Source organism: Nitrosovibrio sp. Nv4, assembly GCF_900215485.1.
Taxonomy (GTDB): Bacteria; Pseudomonadota; Gammaproteobacteria; order Burkholderiales; family Nitrosomonadaceae; genus Nitrosospira.
The window spans coordinates 341,453-360,613 of record NZ_OCMZ01000002.1 but is presented as its reverse complement, the minus strand read 5'-3'; the positions used below and the strand labels follow the sequence as shown (position 1 = coordinate 360,613).

The window sequence follows — 19,161 nt, the reverse complement described above, 5'->3', positions numbered from 1 at the left end:
TAAAACATGGGACTCAAGTTCTCGAATTTCGGCAAAGCCATCGTCAGTTCCGCCCCAAGCGGGACAAGCGGATTGAGCTTCACGGTTGAGGCAGGGAAAGGGATTCTCTTCCCGGTGCTCGGCGCTGGCGATTATTTCTATGGAATCTTCAAGGACGCTTCGGGCAACCGTGAAATTGTAAAGGTCGAGGCGCGTAGCGCCGATAGTCTCGCCATTGCGGCAGGGGGACGCGGACTGGACGGGACAACACCGCGCACGTGGGCGGCTGGAGATCATTTCGTAGCTGGAGTGACCAACGTTGCCTTGCAGGAGTCGCTTTCGAATGCGAACCTCATAGCACTGGGCGGTCTCTCGGCATCTGCCGATAAGTTGCCGTACTTCACCGGCGCGGGCTCAGCGGCACTGCTGGACCTGAGTTCGTTTAGCCGAACATTGCTGGACGATGCGGATGCAGCGGCAGCTAGAGCAACGCTGGGTATTCCTGCTGCAATTGCAGCTCTCATTCCGCCGGGGACCGTCATGTCATTTTTCCAGGCTGCCGCGCCGGTTGGCTGGACCCAGGTAACCAACCATAACAACAAGGCGATTCGCGTTGTCGGGGGCGCGGGCGGAGGTTCCGGTGGCTCGGTTGCATTTACAACCGCGTTTGCATCGCAAGCTGTTACGGGATCGAATAGTGCGATCACTTTAACGTCTGCCCAAATACCGGCACATAGCCATAGCATCACTTATGGTTTTGCCGGACCTGACGCCGGACCTCTCGTATCTACCACTAATGTTTCGCAAGGCACCATTTCTACAAATAACAATATCGGTGGCGGCGGTTCGCATAACCACATATTCACTGGCACTGCTATTAACCTGGCCGTGCAGTACATAGACATGATCATAGCGAGCAAAGACTGATGAAAACACGCATAGCAGACTGTCCTCTTGGCGCAAAATGCGAAGAACTCAAGGTGGAGGAGGGGCAACCCACCCTTTACCGCTGCCCGTGGTACGTGCAGGTCCGTGGCGTTGATGCAAATACCGGGCAGGAAACCGGCACCTGGGGCTGCGCCATCGCCTGGATGCCAACCCTCGTGATCAATACCGCCAATGAGTCGCGGAAGGGCGCTGCAGCTACCGAGTCGTTCCGCAACGAGATGGTGAAGCAGGGAGCGCAGACGCAACAAGCGCTGATCGTCGCTGCACAACGGATGCTGTCGCAACAGGGGGATCGGGCATGCGGGTGACGATCATTAGAGACGATGGCGTCGTCGGCATTGATGGAATATTCAGGCCGGTTGACCTGTCGGCGCTGCCCCCAGGCATACGCGCCGTGCAATGGAATGGCGTCAGCGGGCATATCGAGCATGACGAAGTGGCGAACACGCGGTTGGATAGCATAGCGGACTTTCAGTCATTCATTCACCTCTGGACTGCCGCCGAGCCGCAGGCGATTGTCCCTATCCCAGTCGGCCAATCAGCAGCCGGGCAGATGAAAGCAGCCGCGATAGCGCGCATCAATGCTTCCTATCGGGCCGCGGTGAAGGCCATGACTTCAGGTTATCCCGAGGATGAAATCAACAGCTGGCCGAAACAGGAAACGGAAGCCCGTGCCTGGTTACAGGATTCGAATGCCCCTACCCCATGGATTGATGGTGCAGCCGCAGAACGCGGCATGATCAAGGCTGAGCTGGTTGACAGAATTATCGCCAATGCCGCCCTGTTTGCACCAATGCATGGGCAGCTCACGGGCAAGCGGCAGAAATTGTGCGATGAGATTGCCGCCCTCGGCAATACCCCAGCTCAGCAGCAGCTGGATGCGATTCAATGGTAAATCCCCGATAAATACTTTATGCAACTTATCAGGTATCCAAGCTAAGACGCGGTTTTGCCGCGTTTTTTATTATGTGCCCAACCGGATATCGACTAATTGCAGTTGGCGAGATATGGCGATAAGCAAGTGATGGGTTGGTTTAACTCCACCCATCCCTATTAAACACGTTATTTTTTCGGAGAATTAAGCATGACTATGTTCCAGCGCAAACGTATTAGGGCCTTGAAGGAAGATATGGAAAGACAACATGCAGTAGCCGACTCTGGCGCTGACAGATTGCTCGATAAACTGAAGGCGTCGAAATGGACGGCTACGATATTGCTAGGCGCTGTCGTGCTTGCGGTCGTATTTCTGTGGATTCTCGTGTGACCATGACGGACGATGATAGCGATCAAAAGAAAGACCGGCGGCGTGGACCATCCACCTACACATTATCCTTTAGCGGAATTATTGCCGTAGCCGGTCTTCTCGCATCCGGCGTAGCCACTTACAACGATGTGCAGAACGATATCGCCAGCCTTAAACGCGGCGAGCTGTACCAGGAAAGAACCAATGAGCGTCTGAGCGAAGAGCTTAAATCCGCAAGAGGCGAGCAGCGGGAAACAATGCGGGAATTCAATGAGAAACTCGACCGGATTATTGATCAGTGGGCACACGGGAGGAAGCGATGAGATACCTGGTGGGAGCGCTGTTTCTTGCGTCATGCACCATGCTTGTACCTTCGCCCACGGAGGATGGGCCAACCGATCAACCGGCTTCCGTAATGGATTCCGAGCCGCCCGAAAGCGGGGGGGAAACGCCCAAGCTGAAACCGAAGCCATTGCCCGCGCCAACAACCAGAATATCGTCCTGCGCAAATGTGGATGCGGGGAATTTGAAAGAGACAATAAAGGCGAAGCTTGATTGCATTGAGGAAAACGCCAAATGACATTGAGGGAAAATTCGCAGGAGTGCGATGAAAAATCTGAAGGAATCGAGAAATGATCAAATCATCCCCGACGCAAGTCCGTTCCGCAGTGGCTGTACTGGTACTGGCGGCTTCAACCCTTGTCGGGCTTGCCGTGCATGAAGGCTACAAGGATGAAGCCTATATCCCTGTCCCCGGCGACGTGCCGACTATCGGATTCGGCACGACAGGCGGGGTCAGGATGGGCGACAAGACCACCCCGGAACGCTCATTGGTGCGGCTGCTTGACGAGGTGGAGGGAATCTATGCGGCAGGGGTGAAACGCTGTGTCACCGTGCCATTGTATCAGCATGAATACGAGGCATTTGTGAGACTGGCTTATAACGTGGGTGTCCCGACATTTTGCCGGAAGGCCCAGCCGGGGAAACCGCCCAACCTGATCGATTTGATCAATTCCAAAAAATATGCTGAAGCGTGCGCTCGCATAGAAGCGTTCAAGTACGGTCCCGGCAGAAAAGTATTGCCAGGGCTGGTAAAGAGAAGGGCAGAGGAGCGCGCCATTTGCGAGGGGAAGAAGCTGGGCCTGTCACGTACCACACAATCCCAAGACTGAGGTTTTGCCAAAGTGAATGCTTTTAGAATTGCCGGGTTTTCCGGCCTTGTGCCAAGACTGGCAAAGCAGCTGCTAAGCTCCAATCAGGCTCAGGTTGCGACCAATTGCAATCTTACTTCCGGCGATTTACGCCCGAGAAACGGGCCGAGGGCGGTCTTCTCCCCGGTTATAGATAGAGACATCCGATCAATGTTTCGCCTGCCGAAGGACGGCAACGAAAAGTGGCTGGCATGGGACGTGGATGTGGATGTGGCACAATCCCCTGTCGCTGGCAATACATCGCGGCGCTTCTATTACACGGGCGATGGGGAGCCGCGTACATCGGATTTTGATCTCGCGACTGCGGGCGCCGGGCCCTATCCTTCGGGTTGTTATGTTCTGGGTGTTACTCCACCCGTTGCCCAGCCGGCAGTTGCATCGTCTGGCGGAACCGGATCATCCGCCACTCGCGCTTATGTTTATACCTTCGTCACGCAATGGGGGGAAGAGTCCAGGCCGTCTCCTGCCTCGAAGGTCACTACCGGAAAGATGGATGATACCTGGGCACTGTCAAATCTGGATTCCGCGCCGCCGAACTCGGGAACAGTATCAGGCGCGGTCAGGGAAACACCGACTTCAGGACAGGTGGAAGTCACGCTTGACACAGTTTTCGGTCTGCGAGTTTTGGAAAAGATCACGTTCGCCTCAATTACAGGCATGGATGATCTCAACGGCCAGTTCACCTTGGTGAACGTAGATTCAGCAACAAAAAAAGTCATTGTATCGCTCGCAACGACACAGATCTATGCCGGGGGCGGAACATGGAAGCGCGTGGCGCCCCATAACACGACTGGCATGACCAAGCGGATTTACCGCACGTTGACCACTCCATCCGGAACCGAGTACCGCTACGTGGTCACCATCCCGGCGGTGACCTCCAGCTATGACGATACCGCGACCGACTCTGCGGTTGCGCTTGGAGAAGTGCTGCCATCCGCCACCTGGGATATGCCGCCAGCGGACATGAAAGGCATCAAGATCCTGGCGAATGGAATTGGGGCTGGTTTCATTGGCAACGAAGTATTGTTCTCGGAACCGTTCAAGCCCTACGCCTGGCCAACTGCTTACCGGCAAACCTACGACCAGGAAATTGTAGCAATTGGCGTTAGCGGCACGACACTGGTCGGGATGACGAAAGGCAATCCTTTTACCATAACGGGCGTTGAGCCGGTAACCATGGGCGGGGGTATGGAGAAGCTGGGTGTGGCGTGGCCCTGCATGTCAAAGCGCGGCGTGGCGAGTTTTGCGTTCGGCGTCGGTTATCCCGCGCCACAGGGCATGGTAATCATTGGCGCTAACAGCGACATCGTAACGAAAGATCTGTTCACGCAAAAGGAATGGGCAGAGTTGAACCCTGCCACATTCATTGCGGCCTCTGCCGATAACCGCTATTACTGCGGCTATACCGTTGAGGGCAGTTCCCTGATGTTCGTCATCGACAAGGCCGAGAGCGCGTCCTTTATCAAGGTGAACCAGAACATTACCTGCACGTGGGCAGATCCGGCTACCGGCAAGCTCTACGTAGCGCTGGAAAAGAAGATATACGAGTGGGAAGGGAATGCGGGAACCAAGCTCACCTACGAATGGAAGAGCAAGAAGTTCGTGACTGGACCACCGGTCAATTATGGCGCGGCAAAGATCGATGCCGATTTCGATATGTCCGAAGCCGAGATGGCTTCGGCACAGGCTTCCCATACCGCAGCCCTCGCGGCCAATCAGGCGCTTGTCGATTCAGGTGCAATGAATGATGGACTGGCTGATCCAGCGCTGGGAGAGTATGAGATCGGCGGTGACGACATGCGAGCAATTCCGCCGCTCGCTATCGACTCGCTGCAATTTCAGCTATGGGCCGATGGCGTGCTGAAGTTTACCAAACAGGTTGAGAATAGCCGGGCTTTCCGGCTTCCAGGCGGTTACAAATCCGATAACGTGGAAGTTGTGCTGTCCGGCAATGTGAAAGTAACCGGGGTTGTACTGGCTAAAACAATGGACGGATTGAAGCAGGCATAACGAGCATTGATTTGCAAACAAGCCGCTGTTACGCGGCTTTTTTTACGACTATAGAAAAGGAGAGTTGAATTGGCGAAATATGCTCACGCGGATGTTCTGGATGGCGGCCTGAACGTGATCAGGAACAATGGAATCCGCATGTTGCTGCTCAAGGCTTATACAGCGGCGGACAGCTACACGACAGTCGTCAGCAATGCAATCTGTACCGTCGCCGTCGCCCCCGACGATTACACGCTATCCGGCGCGGATGGCGCTGCCCGGGTGTTGTCCGTTGCCGCCAAAAGCGGCACAGCTTCAGCAAACTCCGGCGTCACGCCAGATCTGCACATTGCCTTCACGGATAACATCTCCAAAGTTCTTCTGGTTACGGATGAGACCAGCGATCAGGTGGTGACAAGCGGCAACACGGTCAGCTTCCCGGCCCTGACTTACACGAGCTCGCAGCCAGCTTGAGCTGGGTTTTACTAACGAAACTCAGAGGAAAGAATCATGGCAACCTTTACACAAACGCAGAATGCGCGTAGCCAATCTGTACTCAATATGGGTACTCTGGCAAGCGCTGCCTACGCCGCCTCATCCGTAATTGACCTGGGCTCCGCTATCCCCCTGGACGTGACCATCGAAGTGGAATGCGATCCCAACGGCGCTCCCGTCGGCAACAAACAGGTTGTCCTCTTCGCAAAGCTGTCACTTGATAATGTCAATTTCAGCAGTGGCCCTGAAAGTGGCACAGATACCGTCAACGAGGCTGATCTACATTGGATCGGCACATTGCCGTGCAATGATACGAGCATTCACAGAAAATTCTTCAGTTTGCAAGGCTTGGCCGTAGCCCGTTATCTCAAGCTGGTTGTCAAGAATGACGCGGGTGTGCCGCTTGCCAGCGGAAACGTCTATATGGCAGGCATCAGCGGCCTTTCCGCGTAGCATCAAATGTCCCTAGTCATACGTCCAGGCCCGCCTGTAACGCAACCTCAACATGCGGTACAGATAGATTATGCCGGACTCGCCAAAAGTGTACGCGTACTGTTCAACCCTGGTGTTGGGCCCGTCGATCTGGTAACCGGCCGTAGTTGGGCGCCAGGTGGAAACGCTGCAATTGCAACGGGGCAGAATGGCAAGGTATTCTCATTCGATGGGGAAGACGACTTTTATGCCTGTAATGGCTACCCGGAGCTGACCAGTAATATCGGCACCTTCTTTGCGTGGTGTCCGACGGTAGGCGCTGCTGATATCAATGGCCATGTCCTCTTCGGCGCATCTTCTCCAAATGTTTCCGCATATGAGATTTATCCTGATCTAAGGGTTTCAATTGGTTCCAATAGCCCAAGTTCCGGCAGTCTTTCTTCGTGGTTCCACACTAAGAACCGCAGCATCGTTTTCGTATCCGGTGGTACTGCGCAGACTTGCAGGGTTTTTCTTGATGGAAAAGAGACTGGATTAACCTGGGCCACCGCGCCCGCGGCATGGGGACCGGGGAACAAGAATTTGAACCTCGGGCGGTATGTTGGCGGAGCGTTCCGTGATTTTAATGGGTCGATACTGGTAGCTGGATACACCGACGCCATCTGGGGCGAGGCTGAGGCAAGAGCATTCCGTGAAAATCCCTGGCAGTTGTTCAAAGCCCAGGCTAAAAAATGGTGGACCCGCATTGGGCCAAAGCATGATTTGACCAGTGCGGCTTCAACCCAGGCGAATAACGGCAGTGCGTCTGGAATCACTCAGGACCACGCTCTGGCGGGGTCGAACCTGGCCCAGGCTGGCACAGGCAGCGCCGGAAAGATAGCGCAGAAACAGCTTCTTGTGACCGCGTCCTGCGCTCAGGTCAACGCATCCAGTGCTGCAGCCATGGCGATTGGCCATTCTCTTGCCGGCACCCCTGGCAGACAAGCCAATACCTCCAGTGCCTCGGCAATAGCGCAAACTCATATACTGCTCGTTGCTGCCGCGGCTCAGGCGAACATGCCTTCGGCAGCAGGAATCGCGAAAACGCTCGTTTTGGTGGCAACGAGTGTTGCGCAGGACAATACGAGCGGCACTGGCGCAATATCCACTGGCAGCGACGGCCTGATGCCGCGATTGCAGACACAGGGGAATACCGCCGGCGCAGGCGCCATCAGACAGACGCAGATCCTTGTCGTTGCTTCCTCCAAACAATGGAATAGAGCCGGCACCGGCTCTATTAGCGACGGCATTGTGGTTGAGACCCTTCTAGTAACAGGCAGGGCGGCAGCACCCCGCATCAAGAAGCCGGGCATACCCGCCGGAACACCTGAATGGCTCAAAACGATGGTTGAGATACTGACTGGGCGACGCGGAAACAGAATAGCAGTACCCAGGTTCCAGACACTGACCTTCTCTCCCAATCCAACCAGAGTGGAGTGCGAAGCACTTTACGCATATACAAATGAAGTTCGCAGCGCGGTTGAAACCATCATTACGAGGCTGGATAGCTGATGAATATCGAGCTGATTACGTTACTCAAGAGACACATGGGCTTGCCCTTATCGCCCGAACTGGCGGCGGATGTGTGCATCGCGGCGGGTCGGATCGAGCCGCTGGTACAGACAAGCGCCATTGAGCAGATCAGGCCGGAACACTATGAAGACTTCATGTTTTCTCATGAACGTATCGAGGATATTGCCGACGAAATAAAACCGCTGCACCGGGCACATTGGGATGAGACTGAATCGCACCGGCATGAGCTGCCGTTCCACCCCGATTACGATACATTCATCCGCTATGAGCGGGCGGGCAGGTACGTTCTCCTGACCCTAAGGAGTGAAGGTAATTTATTAGGAAACTGCGCTATGTATCTGGATAAAAGTGCACATACGCAAACCATCATTGCCACAGAGGATACGCTTTATCTGTTGCCGCAAGCGCGGAAGGGAAGGGTGGCAGCCAGCTTTGTGGCCTATGTCGAATATGCCCTACGGCAGCTCGGGGCAAGGGAAATCAATATCACCGTGAAGACGGTCAACAAGGCCGGACGATTCTTCCGCATGCTTGGGTACCACCACGTTGAAAACGGCTTAACCAAAATATTGGAGATTGAAAATGTGTAGCTCGAAACCGCCCAGACCCGATCCGCTGATCGGTCAGGCAGCGAAGCAGCAAGCTGATATCGGGCAGCAGCAGCTTGATGTGGCAAAACAGCAGCTCGAATGGGAGAAGGATCGAGCCGGCGTACAGGACCCGCTGATTCAAAGAGTCGTCGATCAGCAGATCGCATCCGGCGACGCAAATGCCGCCAGGGCGGAATCGCAGTGGCAGGTTTACCGCAACCTGTTCGCGCCGATTGAAGAGCGCTTAGTAAAGGATGCAAACGACTTTGACTCGACGGAGCGCAAAGAAAGGATGGCGGCGGAAGCGGTAGGCGATGTTGCCCGCGGATATCAAGGCGCGTTGGCCTCGAACCAACGCGCGATGGCGCGCATGGGCGTCAACCCTAATTCGGGCAGATTTCAGGCATTGAACCATGAGATTAATCTGGGTCTTGCCAAAGATACAGCAGGGGCCATGAACAAGGCCCGGCGCGATACTGAGCTGCAGGGCATGGCGATGCGGCAAAGCGCCGCGCAATTTGGCCGCAACATGCCCTCCACGGGGATAGCGACAGATGCGGCGGCGCTAAGCGCGGGTAACGCAGCCACGGATAATCTCGCCACCAAAGCGGGATTGCACAATGCCGGGATGAATGCGGCGCAGAGCTGGTTTGATGGAGCAATCGGAGCAAATACCGCTGCGGGCAACATGATGCTGAATCAATACCAGGGCCAGCTTGGCGCCTGGCAGCAACAGCAGCAAAACAGGGCAGAAGCACTAAGCGGACTGGGAAGTCTCGTTGGAACACTGGGTGGGGCATATATGAAAGGGCCAGGACTCAGGAAAGGCGGGGTTATCAAAAACTACAGTGTTTATGGATTCAAATCCGGCGGCTATAACGGCGGCTTGTCTACCCTGAAGCGCAAGGGCTATACGGAAGGTGGCATGATAGAAGGTCCTGGCACCGGCACAAGCGACTCGATCTCCGCAACCATTGAAGGGGTCGAGCCAATCCGCTTATCCAATGGCGAAGCGGTGCTGAACCAGGAGGCTGTGGCGCTGGTGGGAGAAGACTTTATCCATCGAATCAACAGCGGCAGTCTGGCCATGTCGCAGTTCAAAGATACGGAAAACAAGGAGATTGAGCATGGCTAACGGACTTGTTGGACTTGGCGCATTTGCGGGAGGGCTCGCGCAAGGGCTGCGTGCGGGTCAGGAAATGAGTTTACGGCAGCAATATGTTGACCGGAAGGCAAAAGCCGACGAACGCGACGCGGAATCTCACCAGGCGAAAATGGAGGAGATTGATTTCAACAAGGAGAAGCGTGATCGATTACGGGCCGCCAATGATGAAATAGTTGCAAGTTGGGTTCATACCGGGCAGCGTGACCGGCAAGTACAGTCTGCTCAGCCGACGCCTGGGCTAAATGACATCTCCGTGCACGCCCCGGCAGTTGTGGACACAAGAGCTGCTGGTCTTTCCAGCCTGAACCAGCCGGTAGCGCACCCGGCCACATCATCCGATGAGATGATCGGCAAACGTATGTTAACTGGCAATCTCCTTGAAAAACCCGATGAGCTTACGCGTATGGCCAGTATCTACAAGAAATATGGCCTCCTTGAGGAGATGGCGCCATGGATGAACCAGGTCTACGCGGCAAGGAAAAAACGACTCCCTGATGCCCTGCATTTCCTGTTAACGGGGAATGCGAAAGGAGCGAGAGAAATTCTGAGGAAAGGAGGCATGAACCTGGTCGATGATCCGGTGCAAATGAAGCCTAATGATCAGCAGCAGAATATATGGAAATTTAGGTTTGAGGATGGAAGGGAAAAAGATATCGACCTCAAGGAATTCGGAGCTAGGTTTTTCCCAGAGAATTTTCTCAAATAAAGGTATGTAATTAAATTCTTCCAGATAAAGCACACAAAGGTCGTTCTGTAATGGTCAGCCCTGTAGGCGACAAGCGTAGATTGAATGTTTTAGATGAATATATTGCTCTTTGTCATCCATAATGGCTAGGACAGAATAGCAAAGAGCCAAATACAATCGCGGTGCTTGTGTATCTATATCCCGTATCTCACTCTCCGCCAGTCAGGAGCTTTATCGCATCTCTTGGAAGTGAAGTATCAGCGACTTTGGAACGGCATTGACTCAAGAGCCACCGGTTAAAAGCCGGTGGGTCAGCTTTGCGGACTAAGTCCGATAGTGTATTGCCTGAACACACATCTTAATCTGGTTCCATTTTGAAATATCGTTCTTTCTATTCGGCTCAAAACGGTGCTCTAAATACTTTTTGATCATCTCTCCCGCCAAGATGCTGACCGGCTCCACAAAATTGTAGCTAGCGACAATGTCAGTTTTTGGCAAAACTTACCTTTAGAGAAAGGAGTTTTGCATGAAGAAACAAGCAGTTTGCTGTGGAGTGCGGCAGGTACCATTACTACAATAATCAAGATGTATAACAAGCCTCAAGAAAATAAGCTACTGGCTTTTCAAATACTGGCTTTTGCCAGCTTTGTCGTATTCGCACTTTTTCTTTGGCAGGGGCATAAAGGGTTTTCGCTGTGGGATGAGGGTTTTCTTTGGTACGGTGCTCAACGTGTGATGCTGGGTGAGGTGCCCATCCGCGATTTCATGTCCTACGACCCCGGCCGGTACTACTGGTCTGCAGCTCTCATGAGCTTGTGGGGGGACAATGGCATCGTGGCCCTGAGGGGTGCTGTAGCGGTTTTTCAGGTGATGGGGTTATTCGTCGCTCTACTGTTAATCGCTCGAAGTGTAAGAACCGCAAATTTTCCTTATTTATTTCTTTCAGCCATCACATTGGTGGCGTGGATGTATCCGCGCCACAAACTGTTCGATATCTCCTTGTCTATTCTGCTGATCGGAGTATTGGCTTTCCTCGTGCAGCATCCCACAAGCAGGCGTTACTTTCTCACTGGTCTATGTGTAGGTCTGGTGGCCGTTTTTGGCCGTAACCATGGTGTGTACGGTGTTTTAGGCAGCCTCGGGGTTATGGTCTGGCTGACTATCAAACGAGTGGATGAGCCTGGATTTATCAAGGGAGTTACACTGTGGGCAATAGGCGTAACGGCTGGTTTTGCGCCCATGCTTCTTATGATTTTGCTGGTGCCGGATTTTGCCACCGCCTTCTGGAAAAGCCTGCTCTTTTTCCTTGAAATCAAGACAACTAATCTTACTCTGCCAGTTCCTTGGCCTTGGCGTGTGGCGTTCGACTCAGTATCCGTTGGCAAGGCGATTCGTGGAGTGCTGGTCGGCCTGTTTTTCATTGCTATGGTCGTTTTCGGCGTACTTGCTATCTCATGGGCTACCCGGCAGAAATTCCACAAGAGGGCCGTCCCACCTACGCTAGTTGCAGCTGCATTCCTGGCGCTGCCCTATGCGCACTATGCTTATTCCCGTGCCGATGTAAGTCACCTTGCTAAAAGTATTTTTCCGTTATTAGTTGGTTGCCTAGTGCTGCTGGCCACACAACCGGCGAGGATTAAGTGGCCCTTGGCGCTCATGCTATGTGGAGCCAGCTTGTGGGTGATGATGCATTTTCATCCCGGCTGGCAATGTCGTGCTAGCAAGCAATGCATGAATATCGAAATCTCCGGTAGCGAGCTGAGCATCGATGCTGGCACAGCGAGTGAGATCGCTCTACTGCGGAAGCTGGCTGCTCAATATGCGCCGAATGGCCAAAGTTTTATCGCCGCGCCTTTCTGGCCTGGTGCTTATCCGCTACTGGAGAGAAAGTCCCCTATGCGGGAAATATATGCCCTGTTCCCTCGAAGTGAAAGTTTTCAACAGCTGGAAATCGAACGCATAAAGGCCGCTAACCCCGGTTTTATCCTGATATTCGATTTTCCCCTTGATGGGCGGGAGGAACTGCGTTTCCGCAATACACGCGCTCTAATCCATCAGTACATTTCGGATAACTTCGAGTTGTTGCCGGATTCGCCCGACCCAGCCTATCAAATATACACGATCAAGAGGACCGTCCAATGAGGAAAGTTGCCGCTTGCGACGCGACACTACGCATTTACGCGTGATCAGCGAAGGTCAGAAACTGGCACAAAGATACCTGTCCGAGATACGATCATCCACCTAGCGGGATTTATGATTGCCATATCTGTGATCCATGTCGCACCTCCACCCCGTGCAGCATATCGTTGCAGCTAAAGCTGACTGGCTAAAGCACCGGTGGGGGAAAATTAAAAAGGATTACTGCTAATAAAAGGCGGCGGCTCTAATATGAACTTTGCAACCTCGCCGAGGCTGGTATCCCAGTCGCCTGCGTCAGCTAAAATTTGATTAGCTGCACGCTGACGAAGGGAGGCCAATTCGTCGTAGTGGTCAAGTCCATAAGACAGCCTCACTGCTAGACAGGAAGCACTCGGGGCTGAGATCAGGCAATTTTCGCCATCCTTCAGCAACCAGGTATTTGCCTGATTGAAATTGGTCACCACGATCGCACCGCTGGCCATCAATTCAAACGGCAGATAAGAAGGGTGTTTGGTCATCATCATGACAAGCCCCAAATGACAACTTCGATAAAGATCACCAGTTGCAGGGTAGGGCAGCATCCCTAAGCTTCTGACAACACCGTTCAGATTATAGTCTGCGGGATTCCAGCGAGCTCCAGCGCATATGATGTCAATCGAATTACCGTATTGTTGCTTGAGCCGCCGTAAGGCTACAGCCGCTAATTCGAAGCCATTTCGAGGAGTTCCGGGTCGCCCGTAATAGAACAGCCTCTTGGGTACCGCCGCTTTTTCCTCACTACTTGGATAAAACACCGTCTTGTCGATACTCGGCCGAAGCAAGACGGCGCAACCCCCGTAGTCTCGCTCGTAAATTTCTTTAAGAGATTGGGTATTGGCTATACCGTAAAAACCAAAATAGTAGCTGAGTTCCGCTTGTGCATAGGTGCTACCTGCTGGATAGAATGCGGGTTCAAAATCTTGGATCATATAAAACTTGTACCCAGTGTTTTCCACACCTAGGAGCACGTACGCAGTGGACCAGAGCGTTGCAACGGAGTAATCAGCAGGTGGTATCTCAATAAGTGATTTGCCGGTATTGAGAATTATTACCTCTGCTTTTGACAATGCTGGAAAAGCGCGGATGATGTTTGCACTGACCTCATCAGATTCTGAGTTTCCACAAATCAGGATGCGCTGTTTGATCCCGTGACAACGTTGCAAGTAATCTGCTAGGCGAAGTATCGTCATTATTCCGCCATAGAACGGATTAGCAAACCGCGGAAGATACCAATTACAGATACGATCTTTAACGTGGACTGCAACACGCTCGGGATGTTGCTGTGGCTTTAGCAATTGTTCAGGTAAACAGTCAATCTTGTTTGCTAACCGCAAGGCATCACGTGTGTAACCTCCCCAAGTGGTTTGTTGGAGGGCACAACCGTTACCTGCATATTTTGCAGCTCTGCGGACAATGGATTTGATATATCTTTTCACGAATGAATTATTAACCTTTGATTCCCCCTTTGGAGAGGCTGGATTGTAGGCTACTACCGGATCGACACGAAAGGAAGGAGAGCTACTTTGCACCTACTTTTTGAATATCAGCGCCGAGCGGGCAACGCTTATCCAGGATGCTTTATGCTACAGTTTAACTCTGGAATTAGTTGCCAACACTCGCTAGAAGCGGAGATTACCATCATTACCATCTTTGGCAATCGGAAACAGTCAATCCAGCTAAGACGTGAGATTGTAAGTAGAGTTATTTTCTGTAAGCACCTTTGAAACTTCCTCGGTGCTCACACCCCTCCGTGTTAGGAGGCTTTTTTTAAGGAACGGGAATTTAAATTCAGTAACAAGGGGTTTCCATAAGTGGAATGTTGGCTCAATCCACTTCATGGGCTTTTCACGATAGCTGATTTGAGTTAGGACACGTTCTAAATCATAAAGGGCTGCGATGCGAAACCGATGACTAAGAATCCGAGAAAAACCAACTTCATATTTTCGAATAACAGCAACTTTAAGCTCGAGAACCTTAACTTCTTGGAAAAAACGGAGAAATTCTTCAGATAAAACCACAGTTTTTTTGCAATAAAGAAAATAGGATTGCAGATGCGGATAAAAGTGAAAACAATTTGTCATTCCAATAATATCTGCCTCGCAATTTTCGAGCCTTGCGATTATATCTGTTATATTAAAAAGCGGCCCGAGAACACTGTCGTTTGCTAACAAAAGGCCGACGTGAAATTTATATTGAGGATATTTTTCCAGTCCTGTTTTCCATCCATAAAAATCGTATCCTCTGTTCTCTCGATTTATTATTTTTATACAGCATTTGGATAGCTTCTTCAGGTCTGCATCTACAATGGTATCGCTCGAGCTGATGAATACGATATCAAACCCGGCCAGCATGAGCTCATTAAGATAATAATACACATTCTCTTTAACAATATTTTCTTTGTCGTAACTACAAAAGAGACATATGGGCCTATCGTAATTAGACGATACCCCTTCTTTATGCAACCTAACCAAAGGTTTTTCGGTTATGTTCTCCCTCGTGAGCAAATAGAATGACAAATCGCGAAAATATCTTAAATCCTTAGCTATCGCCTTAAGGGGCCATTTAATAAAATTTTTCATGTACTGGTATTCTGGGGCATATAAATCCGAGCTACCGGAATGAAATCAATAGAATAGGTTTCTTTCTTCGTACATACTTCGCTCGACAGATTACGCACTTCCTTAGCATATCGCTCCTGGTTAATCGCTGTCCTACTATCTCTAACCCAAAGTTTGATTAACCAGAGATGAAAATTTCAATAAGTGAAACAACTCATTTTCGGCAGAATAAGTCCGCTTGACATCCTCTAATTGTTTTTTAAATTCAATGGTTTGTGGTATTCCAGCCTCCACATCCCGAATCGCTGTGCGAACACTTTCAACAAACCCCTTCAAATCACCATTCGGAATATCTCGAAAAACTGGTTTATAAAAATATTCTTTTGCACCCTGCCCTGTATACCCAACAACGATATTTCCGGAAATTGCCGCCTCAAGAGGCGGCAGTGAAAATCCTTCTAAATCAGAAAATGACATAAATATGGAACTCTTTGCCAGAATCGAGCCTACGTCTTTTTCAGTGCGATTTATGATTGGCACCAATTCCCAACCTTCAGGTAAGTATTGCTTCAGATAAAAACATACCTGCTCAGCATGTTTAGGCAACTTTCTCGGTATAAAGCTAATGATTTTTTGCTTTACCCCCGCACCAAAAGTTTCCCCAACATTTGGAAAAAGTCTAATAATTTTTTGATGTGATATGGATGGAAAAGCCAGAGAGATCATGGTGGAGGTATCTTCTGATATCGACATTAAAATATCAGCATGATCATAAGCACGTCTCAGATCTCTCTCCGATAAAGACCCTATACCAGTGTGAATTAAATATCCACCTTGCACATAAATAGCATATCTCAAACCAGCATCAATGCATTGATTTCCATATCGGGCCGCCCAAATTTCAGGTATCACAAGGAAATCATTCTTTGCATCAAAAATCCCTGGCTCGAGAAATTTGCTGACACGAGAAAACCATGTAGAAGAGAAGCGGGATTTTCTGGGGATAAAAGGTTTGGCGTTGTGAGAAAACCATGTGCAAGAAAAATTGGGTTTCCGGGGGTGAAAAATATAGCTTTCAACGTTATTAGCATATAGCATCTCGGATTGCCTATACATAACCTTAATCCCCCCATGGGGGGTGTCATGATGAGGTGACAAGAATATTATTGACATAATTTTCGTTGATTATTATTTGCGTTCTTTCAAAAGTAGCGCCTGTTTAACGAATTTAAGTCCTTCGACTGCCAGCATGAAGTGGATGCAGATAGTGGAGCACCCTTTTCGCGATGCGCAAGCGCTTGCAAGCATCCAATCACATTACACAGGGTAGTTTTCTGTCTGGACAGAAGTGAGCCCATAAGCTTTCTGCCAAGTGACACCAATGGCGGTAATGATAAGGATCAGATAAAGATTTTGTCTGAATATTACAAAAACATCCGTTAGGCCGAGCAGAACGATAAAGCACATAAAAGCTGCACCTAAGGGTGTAAGTCGATGTATTCTTAGGGTCCGAAACCAGCTTTGCAAAAAAAAAGCATAAGCTGCGAGGCCAAGCGCTCCCAAATGCATTCCTACCTCGATCCAGTCGTTGTGGTAATGGTAAATTGGCGAAAATTTCAGCAGTTCCTTGTAGAGGCCACTCTTGTAGGTCTCAATAGTTTTATCGAAGTAGCTACCCGCCATACCCGTACCACGACCTAAAAGCGGGCGCTCCGCAATACCGTGCAACCCCACGTCCCATAGAGCCAAACGATATCCCAGACTGGTATCGTACTGTCCTAGTTTGGACAATTCTATGTCATGCTCGGCTTGCGCCATCCGTTCGTGGAAGCTGGTGCTGGTGTATGCAAACACGGCGATCACGATAATTAGCGATGCCATGACCGTAAGAAGGGTTCTGATTTCTTTTTTGTGCAGCAGTAAAAGTAATAGCCCGGATGAAATGAGCGTGGCTATAAGAATTCCGCGTGCATTCTGATTAAATTGAATGAATAGTAAAAGGATAGCCAGAAACCACAAGAGTGATTTGGTCTTTTTGTTTTTACTTATATCAGCAAGATAAAGAGTCAGTATGATCCCGATCCCGAGCATTGCAGAAAAGTCTAGGTAAGTTAGCCTAAGGGTCGGAATACCTTGCGTGTTCATGATTATCCACTGATGTATGCCGGTAAGCAGAACACCGAGATAACCTGCGAGCAGGCCACCGATCGCCCACGGCAACCGCTCTTTATTCAACAGGGATAAATAGGGGATAAAAACCAGGAATGCGAAGTACCTTCGCCAAACCTTGAAGCCAAGTTTAGGATCATCACTCCAGAGGATTCCCAGAGCGAGGACAAAACACAGAACAAGCATACCTATAACAAATGGCTCGTTAAGCGTCTGCCTGAATCGGCGCAAACCTCCATCCAGGACCCAGGCTACGGGGAGGAGATAGTAGCCATAAAAACTCAGTCCTTTGTGCCACAAGGCGATACCGAAAAAGAGTAGCGCAATCTTTGCCAGCATATCGCGCCATGTAGAAGCGCTTTGCAAGAGGTTGGGCGAGGTAACGGATGTTGACACGGTTTTACGAAATGAAGTTGTTATGGGTCGGCTATATTAGCGTATCTGTCGCTACTCTCGTATATTTCCGTGAAGCGGTGCGAGTTTATCTTGCTGCGAAATTACGTGAACCGCTTATATCGTCAGGGAAAGAAGGACCTACGAACAATCGTTTTACACGCTTGTAGAATAGAGTTCTGAAGCGGACAGGACATTGTGCTAGTACCATTTCCCTATACAGAAAGCGATTTACCAAGATGCATCCCGCCCTGGTCGTGTGGACCGAGGCATTAAGTGCAAAGGCGGGAAATATTTTCTTGCGATGAGTACAAGTTCAGAGCATGCTTTATTCCAGGGTATTTGGAGTGGCGACCCAAACCGCTGGATTGCCAAATAATCTATTGTACGTCCGAGCACGATTGCGACATCCAAGCCGATATCGATTGTCCGGTGCAGTGTTATATTATTGCTTAAGGATCAGAAGAATGTATCCAGTTTTGAGCAAACTCATTTTGTGTCGCTGCCAAAGCTAAGAATATTCGGATCGGATCAGTAGATTAAGCCATCAAGCGATATTCCCATAAACTATACGGAGGCAATAGCTTATGAAACCATTCATTCTTCTTGTCGCTTCTACCGCGCTCATTACCACATTTGCGGTAAATGCTGGTGTTCTGGAAGGCGGCAAATGGTCGCCAAGCGGCTGCGGCGCCATGCCTGAAGCGCCTGTTATCGACTCAAGCAGCGCCGATGCTTTCAATCGGAGCATTGGTACGCTAAATGCCTGGCAGGAAAAAATACAGGCTTACCACGACTGTATGGTCAAAGAAGCGAATGCCGACAGCTCAGCTATTAATCAGGCGGCAACCGCGGAGCAGGCGAGAATAAATAATGCGGTGGAGAAGATGAATAAAGAAGCCGCTGCTGGAAAGCAGAGGGCAGAGCAAAGTTCTTCGTCCTCTTCCTCTTCCTCTACTCCTATCGCGCCGCCACTCACACCAGCCCCTGGTCAGATGTATTAACGATTCGTCGGATCATTAGCATGGCGTAACCCGGCAATTCAATCCCGTTGGGTTATTCGTGCTTCACGTGTTCTAAATACACCATCTCCGTTTCACGGATGCGAATAACAGTTGGCGTCTGCTGCGATGATGAAAAGGAATCAATGCTCGCAATTCTGTTCGGCTTTGGCTGGCCCCTCGCCGGCTAGGTTGCGCTACTCTGGCTACTCTCCAGCCAGTCAGGACGGTCAACGAAAAGGAATCGCCGTGCGCTCAATGCTTGCCTTCGTGGTGAGGAGCCTGGCCTCGACGGTATGTGCGAGCTCATCTATAAGCCCTGCCGATGCCCCGTGGCCGCCTCTTCTTGTAACGTTTGCGATTGCCTGAAGATCCGCATGGAGACGTACAGGGTCGATTTGCCAGCCCAGCGCGGTGACAATCGCTTTCAATGCGTCTGTATAGGCGTCAGGAATTTGAGTATCAGTGAATGCCGGAATTGTCATGGTTTGTCTCCATATGCGAATGAGACTTAATCCTATATTAACTGCGATTGGCTGTAAAGCGTCCGCGT

The 19,161-nt window shown here is 50.8% G+C and carries 21 protein-coding genes; 15 read left to right on the top strand and 6 right to left on the bottom strand.

Annotated elements, in window-relative coordinates; translation table 11 throughout:
* Nucleotides 1-6 precede the first annotated feature (6 nt).
* The 5 genes from CRO05_RS09830 to CRO05_RS09810 all read left to right on the top strand — a co-directional run bounded on the left by CRO05_RS09830 (nucleotide 7) and on the right by CRO05_RS09810 (nucleotide 2,493).
* Nucleotides 7-906: a hypothetical protein gene (locus CRO05_RS09830; RefSeq protein ID WP_097067037.1), complete on the top strand. Its 900-nt coding sequence runs from the start codon at nucleotides 7-9 to the stop codon at nucleotides 904-906.
* Complete coding sequence (locus CRO05_RS09825; RefSeq protein ID WP_097067036.1) at nucleotides 906-1,235, top strand: hypothetical protein; 330 nt, start codon at nucleotides 906-908, stop codon at nucleotides 1,233-1,235. The genes CRO05_RS09830 and CRO05_RS09825 overlap by 1 nt, the downstream gene beginning before the upstream one ends.
* Nucleotides 1,226-1,822 (top strand): hypothetical protein, encoded by a 597-nt coding sequence (locus CRO05_RS09820; protein ID WP_097067035.1) that lies wholly within the window; start codon nucleotides 1,226-1,228, stop codon nucleotides 1,820-1,822. The genes CRO05_RS09825 and CRO05_RS09820 overlap by 10 nt, the downstream gene beginning before the upstream one ends.
* Before the next feature lie 189 nt (nucleotides 1,823-2,011).
* Entirely contained in the window at nucleotides 2,012-2,191 is a 180-nt protein-coding gene (locus CRO05_RS09815; protein WP_097067034.1) for a hypothetical protein, read from the top strand.
* A 2-nt stretch (nucleotides 2,192-2,193) separates the two neighbouring features.
* Nucleotides 2,194-2,493 carry a hypothetical protein gene (locus CRO05_RS09810; RefSeq protein WP_235001470.1) on the top strand — a complete coding sequence of 100 codons (300 nt, stop codon included), beginning with the start codon at nucleotides 2,194-2,196 and terminating at the stop codon, nucleotides 2,491-2,493.
* 76 nt (nucleotides 2,494-2,569) lie between these two features.
* Here CRO05_RS09810 and CRO05_RS15530 read toward each other — a convergent pair whose 3' ends face one another.
* On the bottom strand, nucleotides 2,570-2,731 hold the full coding sequence (locus tag CRO05_RS15530) for a hypothetical protein (protein WP_159462720.1): 162 nt from the start codon (nucleotides 2,729-2,731) through the stop codon (nucleotides 2,570-2,572).
* Nucleotides 2,732-2,802: 71 nt separating this feature from the next.
* Here CRO05_RS15530 and CRO05_RS09800 point away from each other — a divergent pair, with 71 nt between their 5' ends.
* From CRO05_RS09800 to CRO05_RS09760, 9 genes are all read left to right on the top strand, one after another.
* A complete protein-coding gene (locus tag CRO05_RS09800; protein WP_177168718.1) occupies nucleotides 2,803-3,342 on the top strand; it encodes a glycoside hydrolase family protein in 540 nt (179 codons plus the stop codon).
* 12 nt (nucleotides 3,343-3,354) lie between these two features.
* A complete protein-coding gene (locus CRO05_RS09795) occupies nucleotides 3,355-5,391 on the top strand; it encodes a hypothetical protein (RefSeq protein WP_097067031.1) in 2,037 nt (678 codons plus the stop codon).
* Nucleotides 5,392-5,460: 69 nt separating this feature from the next.
* Nucleotides 5,461-5,844: a hypothetical protein gene (locus tag CRO05_RS09790; RefSeq protein WP_097067030.1), complete on the top strand. Its 384-nt coding sequence runs from the start codon at nucleotides 5,461-5,463 to the stop codon at nucleotides 5,842-5,844.
* A 36-nt stretch (nucleotides 5,845-5,880) separates the two neighbouring features.
* Complete coding sequence (locus CRO05_RS09785; protein ID WP_097067029.1) at nucleotides 5,881-6,318, top strand: hypothetical protein; 438 nt, start codon at nucleotides 5,881-5,883, stop codon at nucleotides 6,316-6,318.
* A gap of 6 nt (nucleotides 6,319-6,324) precedes the next feature.
* Nucleotides 6,325-7,848, top strand: coding sequence for a hypothetical protein (locus CRO05_RS09780; protein WP_097067028.1), 1,524 nt, complete (start codon nucleotides 6,325-6,327; stop codon nucleotides 7,846-7,848).
* The gene (locus tag CRO05_RS09775) at nucleotides 7,848-8,459 is read left to right on the top strand and encodes a GNAT family N-acetyltransferase (protein ID WP_097067027.1); all 612 of its coding nucleotides are present in this window, start codon (nucleotides 7,848-7,850) and stop codon (nucleotides 8,457-8,459) included. Before CRO05_RS09780 ends, CRO05_RS09775 begins: the two co-directional genes overlap by 1 nt.
* Nucleotides 8,452-9,594 (top strand): hypothetical protein, encoded by a 1,143-nt coding sequence (locus CRO05_RS09770; RefSeq protein WP_097067026.1) that lies wholly within the window; start codon nucleotides 8,452-8,454, stop codon nucleotides 9,592-9,594. Before CRO05_RS09775 ends, CRO05_RS09770 begins: the two co-directional genes overlap by 8 nt.
* Nucleotides 9,587-10,330, top strand: coding sequence for a hypothetical protein (locus CRO05_RS09765; protein WP_097067025.1), 744 nt, complete (start codon nucleotides 9,587-9,589; stop codon nucleotides 10,328-10,330). The genes CRO05_RS09770 and CRO05_RS09765 overlap by 8 nt, the downstream gene beginning before the upstream one ends.
* Before the next feature lie 501 nt (nucleotides 10,331-10,831).
* Entirely contained in the window at nucleotides 10,832-12,451 is a 1,620-nt protein-coding gene (locus CRO05_RS09760; RefSeq protein WP_235001379.1) for a hypothetical protein, read from the top strand.
* Between the two features lie 206 nt (nucleotides 12,452-12,657).
* Here CRO05_RS09760 and CRO05_RS09755 read toward each other — a convergent pair whose 3' ends face one another.
* From CRO05_RS09755 to CRO05_RS09740, 4 genes are all read right to left on the bottom strand, one after another.
* The gene (locus tag CRO05_RS09755; protein WP_143860909.1) at nucleotides 12,658-13,923 is read right to left on the bottom strand and encodes a glycosyltransferase family 4 protein; all 1,266 of its coding nucleotides are present in this window, start codon (nucleotides 13,921-13,923) and stop codon (nucleotides 12,658-12,660) included.
* A 240-nt stretch (nucleotides 13,924-14,163) separates the two neighbouring features.
* Nucleotides 14,164-15,066, bottom strand: a complete 903-nt coding sequence (locus CRO05_RS09750; RefSeq protein WP_097067023.1) for a rhamnan synthesis F family protein — start codon at nucleotides 15,064-15,066, stop codon at nucleotides 14,164-14,166.
* Nucleotides 15,067-15,207: 141 nt separating this feature from the next.
* Complete coding sequence (locus CRO05_RS09745) at nucleotides 15,208-16,143, bottom strand: glycosyltransferase family 4 protein (protein ID WP_143860908.1); 936 nt, start codon at nucleotides 16,141-16,143, stop codon at nucleotides 15,208-15,210.
* A gap of 219 nt (nucleotides 16,144-16,362) precedes the next feature.
* Nucleotides 16,363-17,610, bottom strand: coding sequence for an O-antigen ligase (locus CRO05_RS09740; protein ID WP_235001378.1), 1,248 nt, complete (start codon nucleotides 17,608-17,610; stop codon nucleotides 16,363-16,365).
* Nucleotides 17,611-18,194: 584 nt separating this feature from the next.
* On the opposite strand from CRO05_RS09740, the gene CRO05_RS09735 reads away from it, so the two are divergent.
* Nucleotides 18,195-18,611, top strand: a complete 417-nt coding sequence (locus CRO05_RS09735) for a hypothetical protein (protein WP_181319751.1) — start codon at nucleotides 18,195-18,197, stop codon at nucleotides 18,609-18,611.
* 227 nt (nucleotides 18,612-18,838) lie between these two features.
* Here CRO05_RS09735 and CRO05_RS09730 read toward each other — a convergent pair whose 3' ends face one another.
* Complete coding sequence (locus CRO05_RS09730) at nucleotides 18,839-19,093, bottom strand: hypothetical protein (protein WP_097067020.1); 255 nt, start codon at nucleotides 19,091-19,093, stop codon at nucleotides 18,839-18,841.
* Nucleotides 19,094-19,161 lie beyond the last annotated feature (68 nt).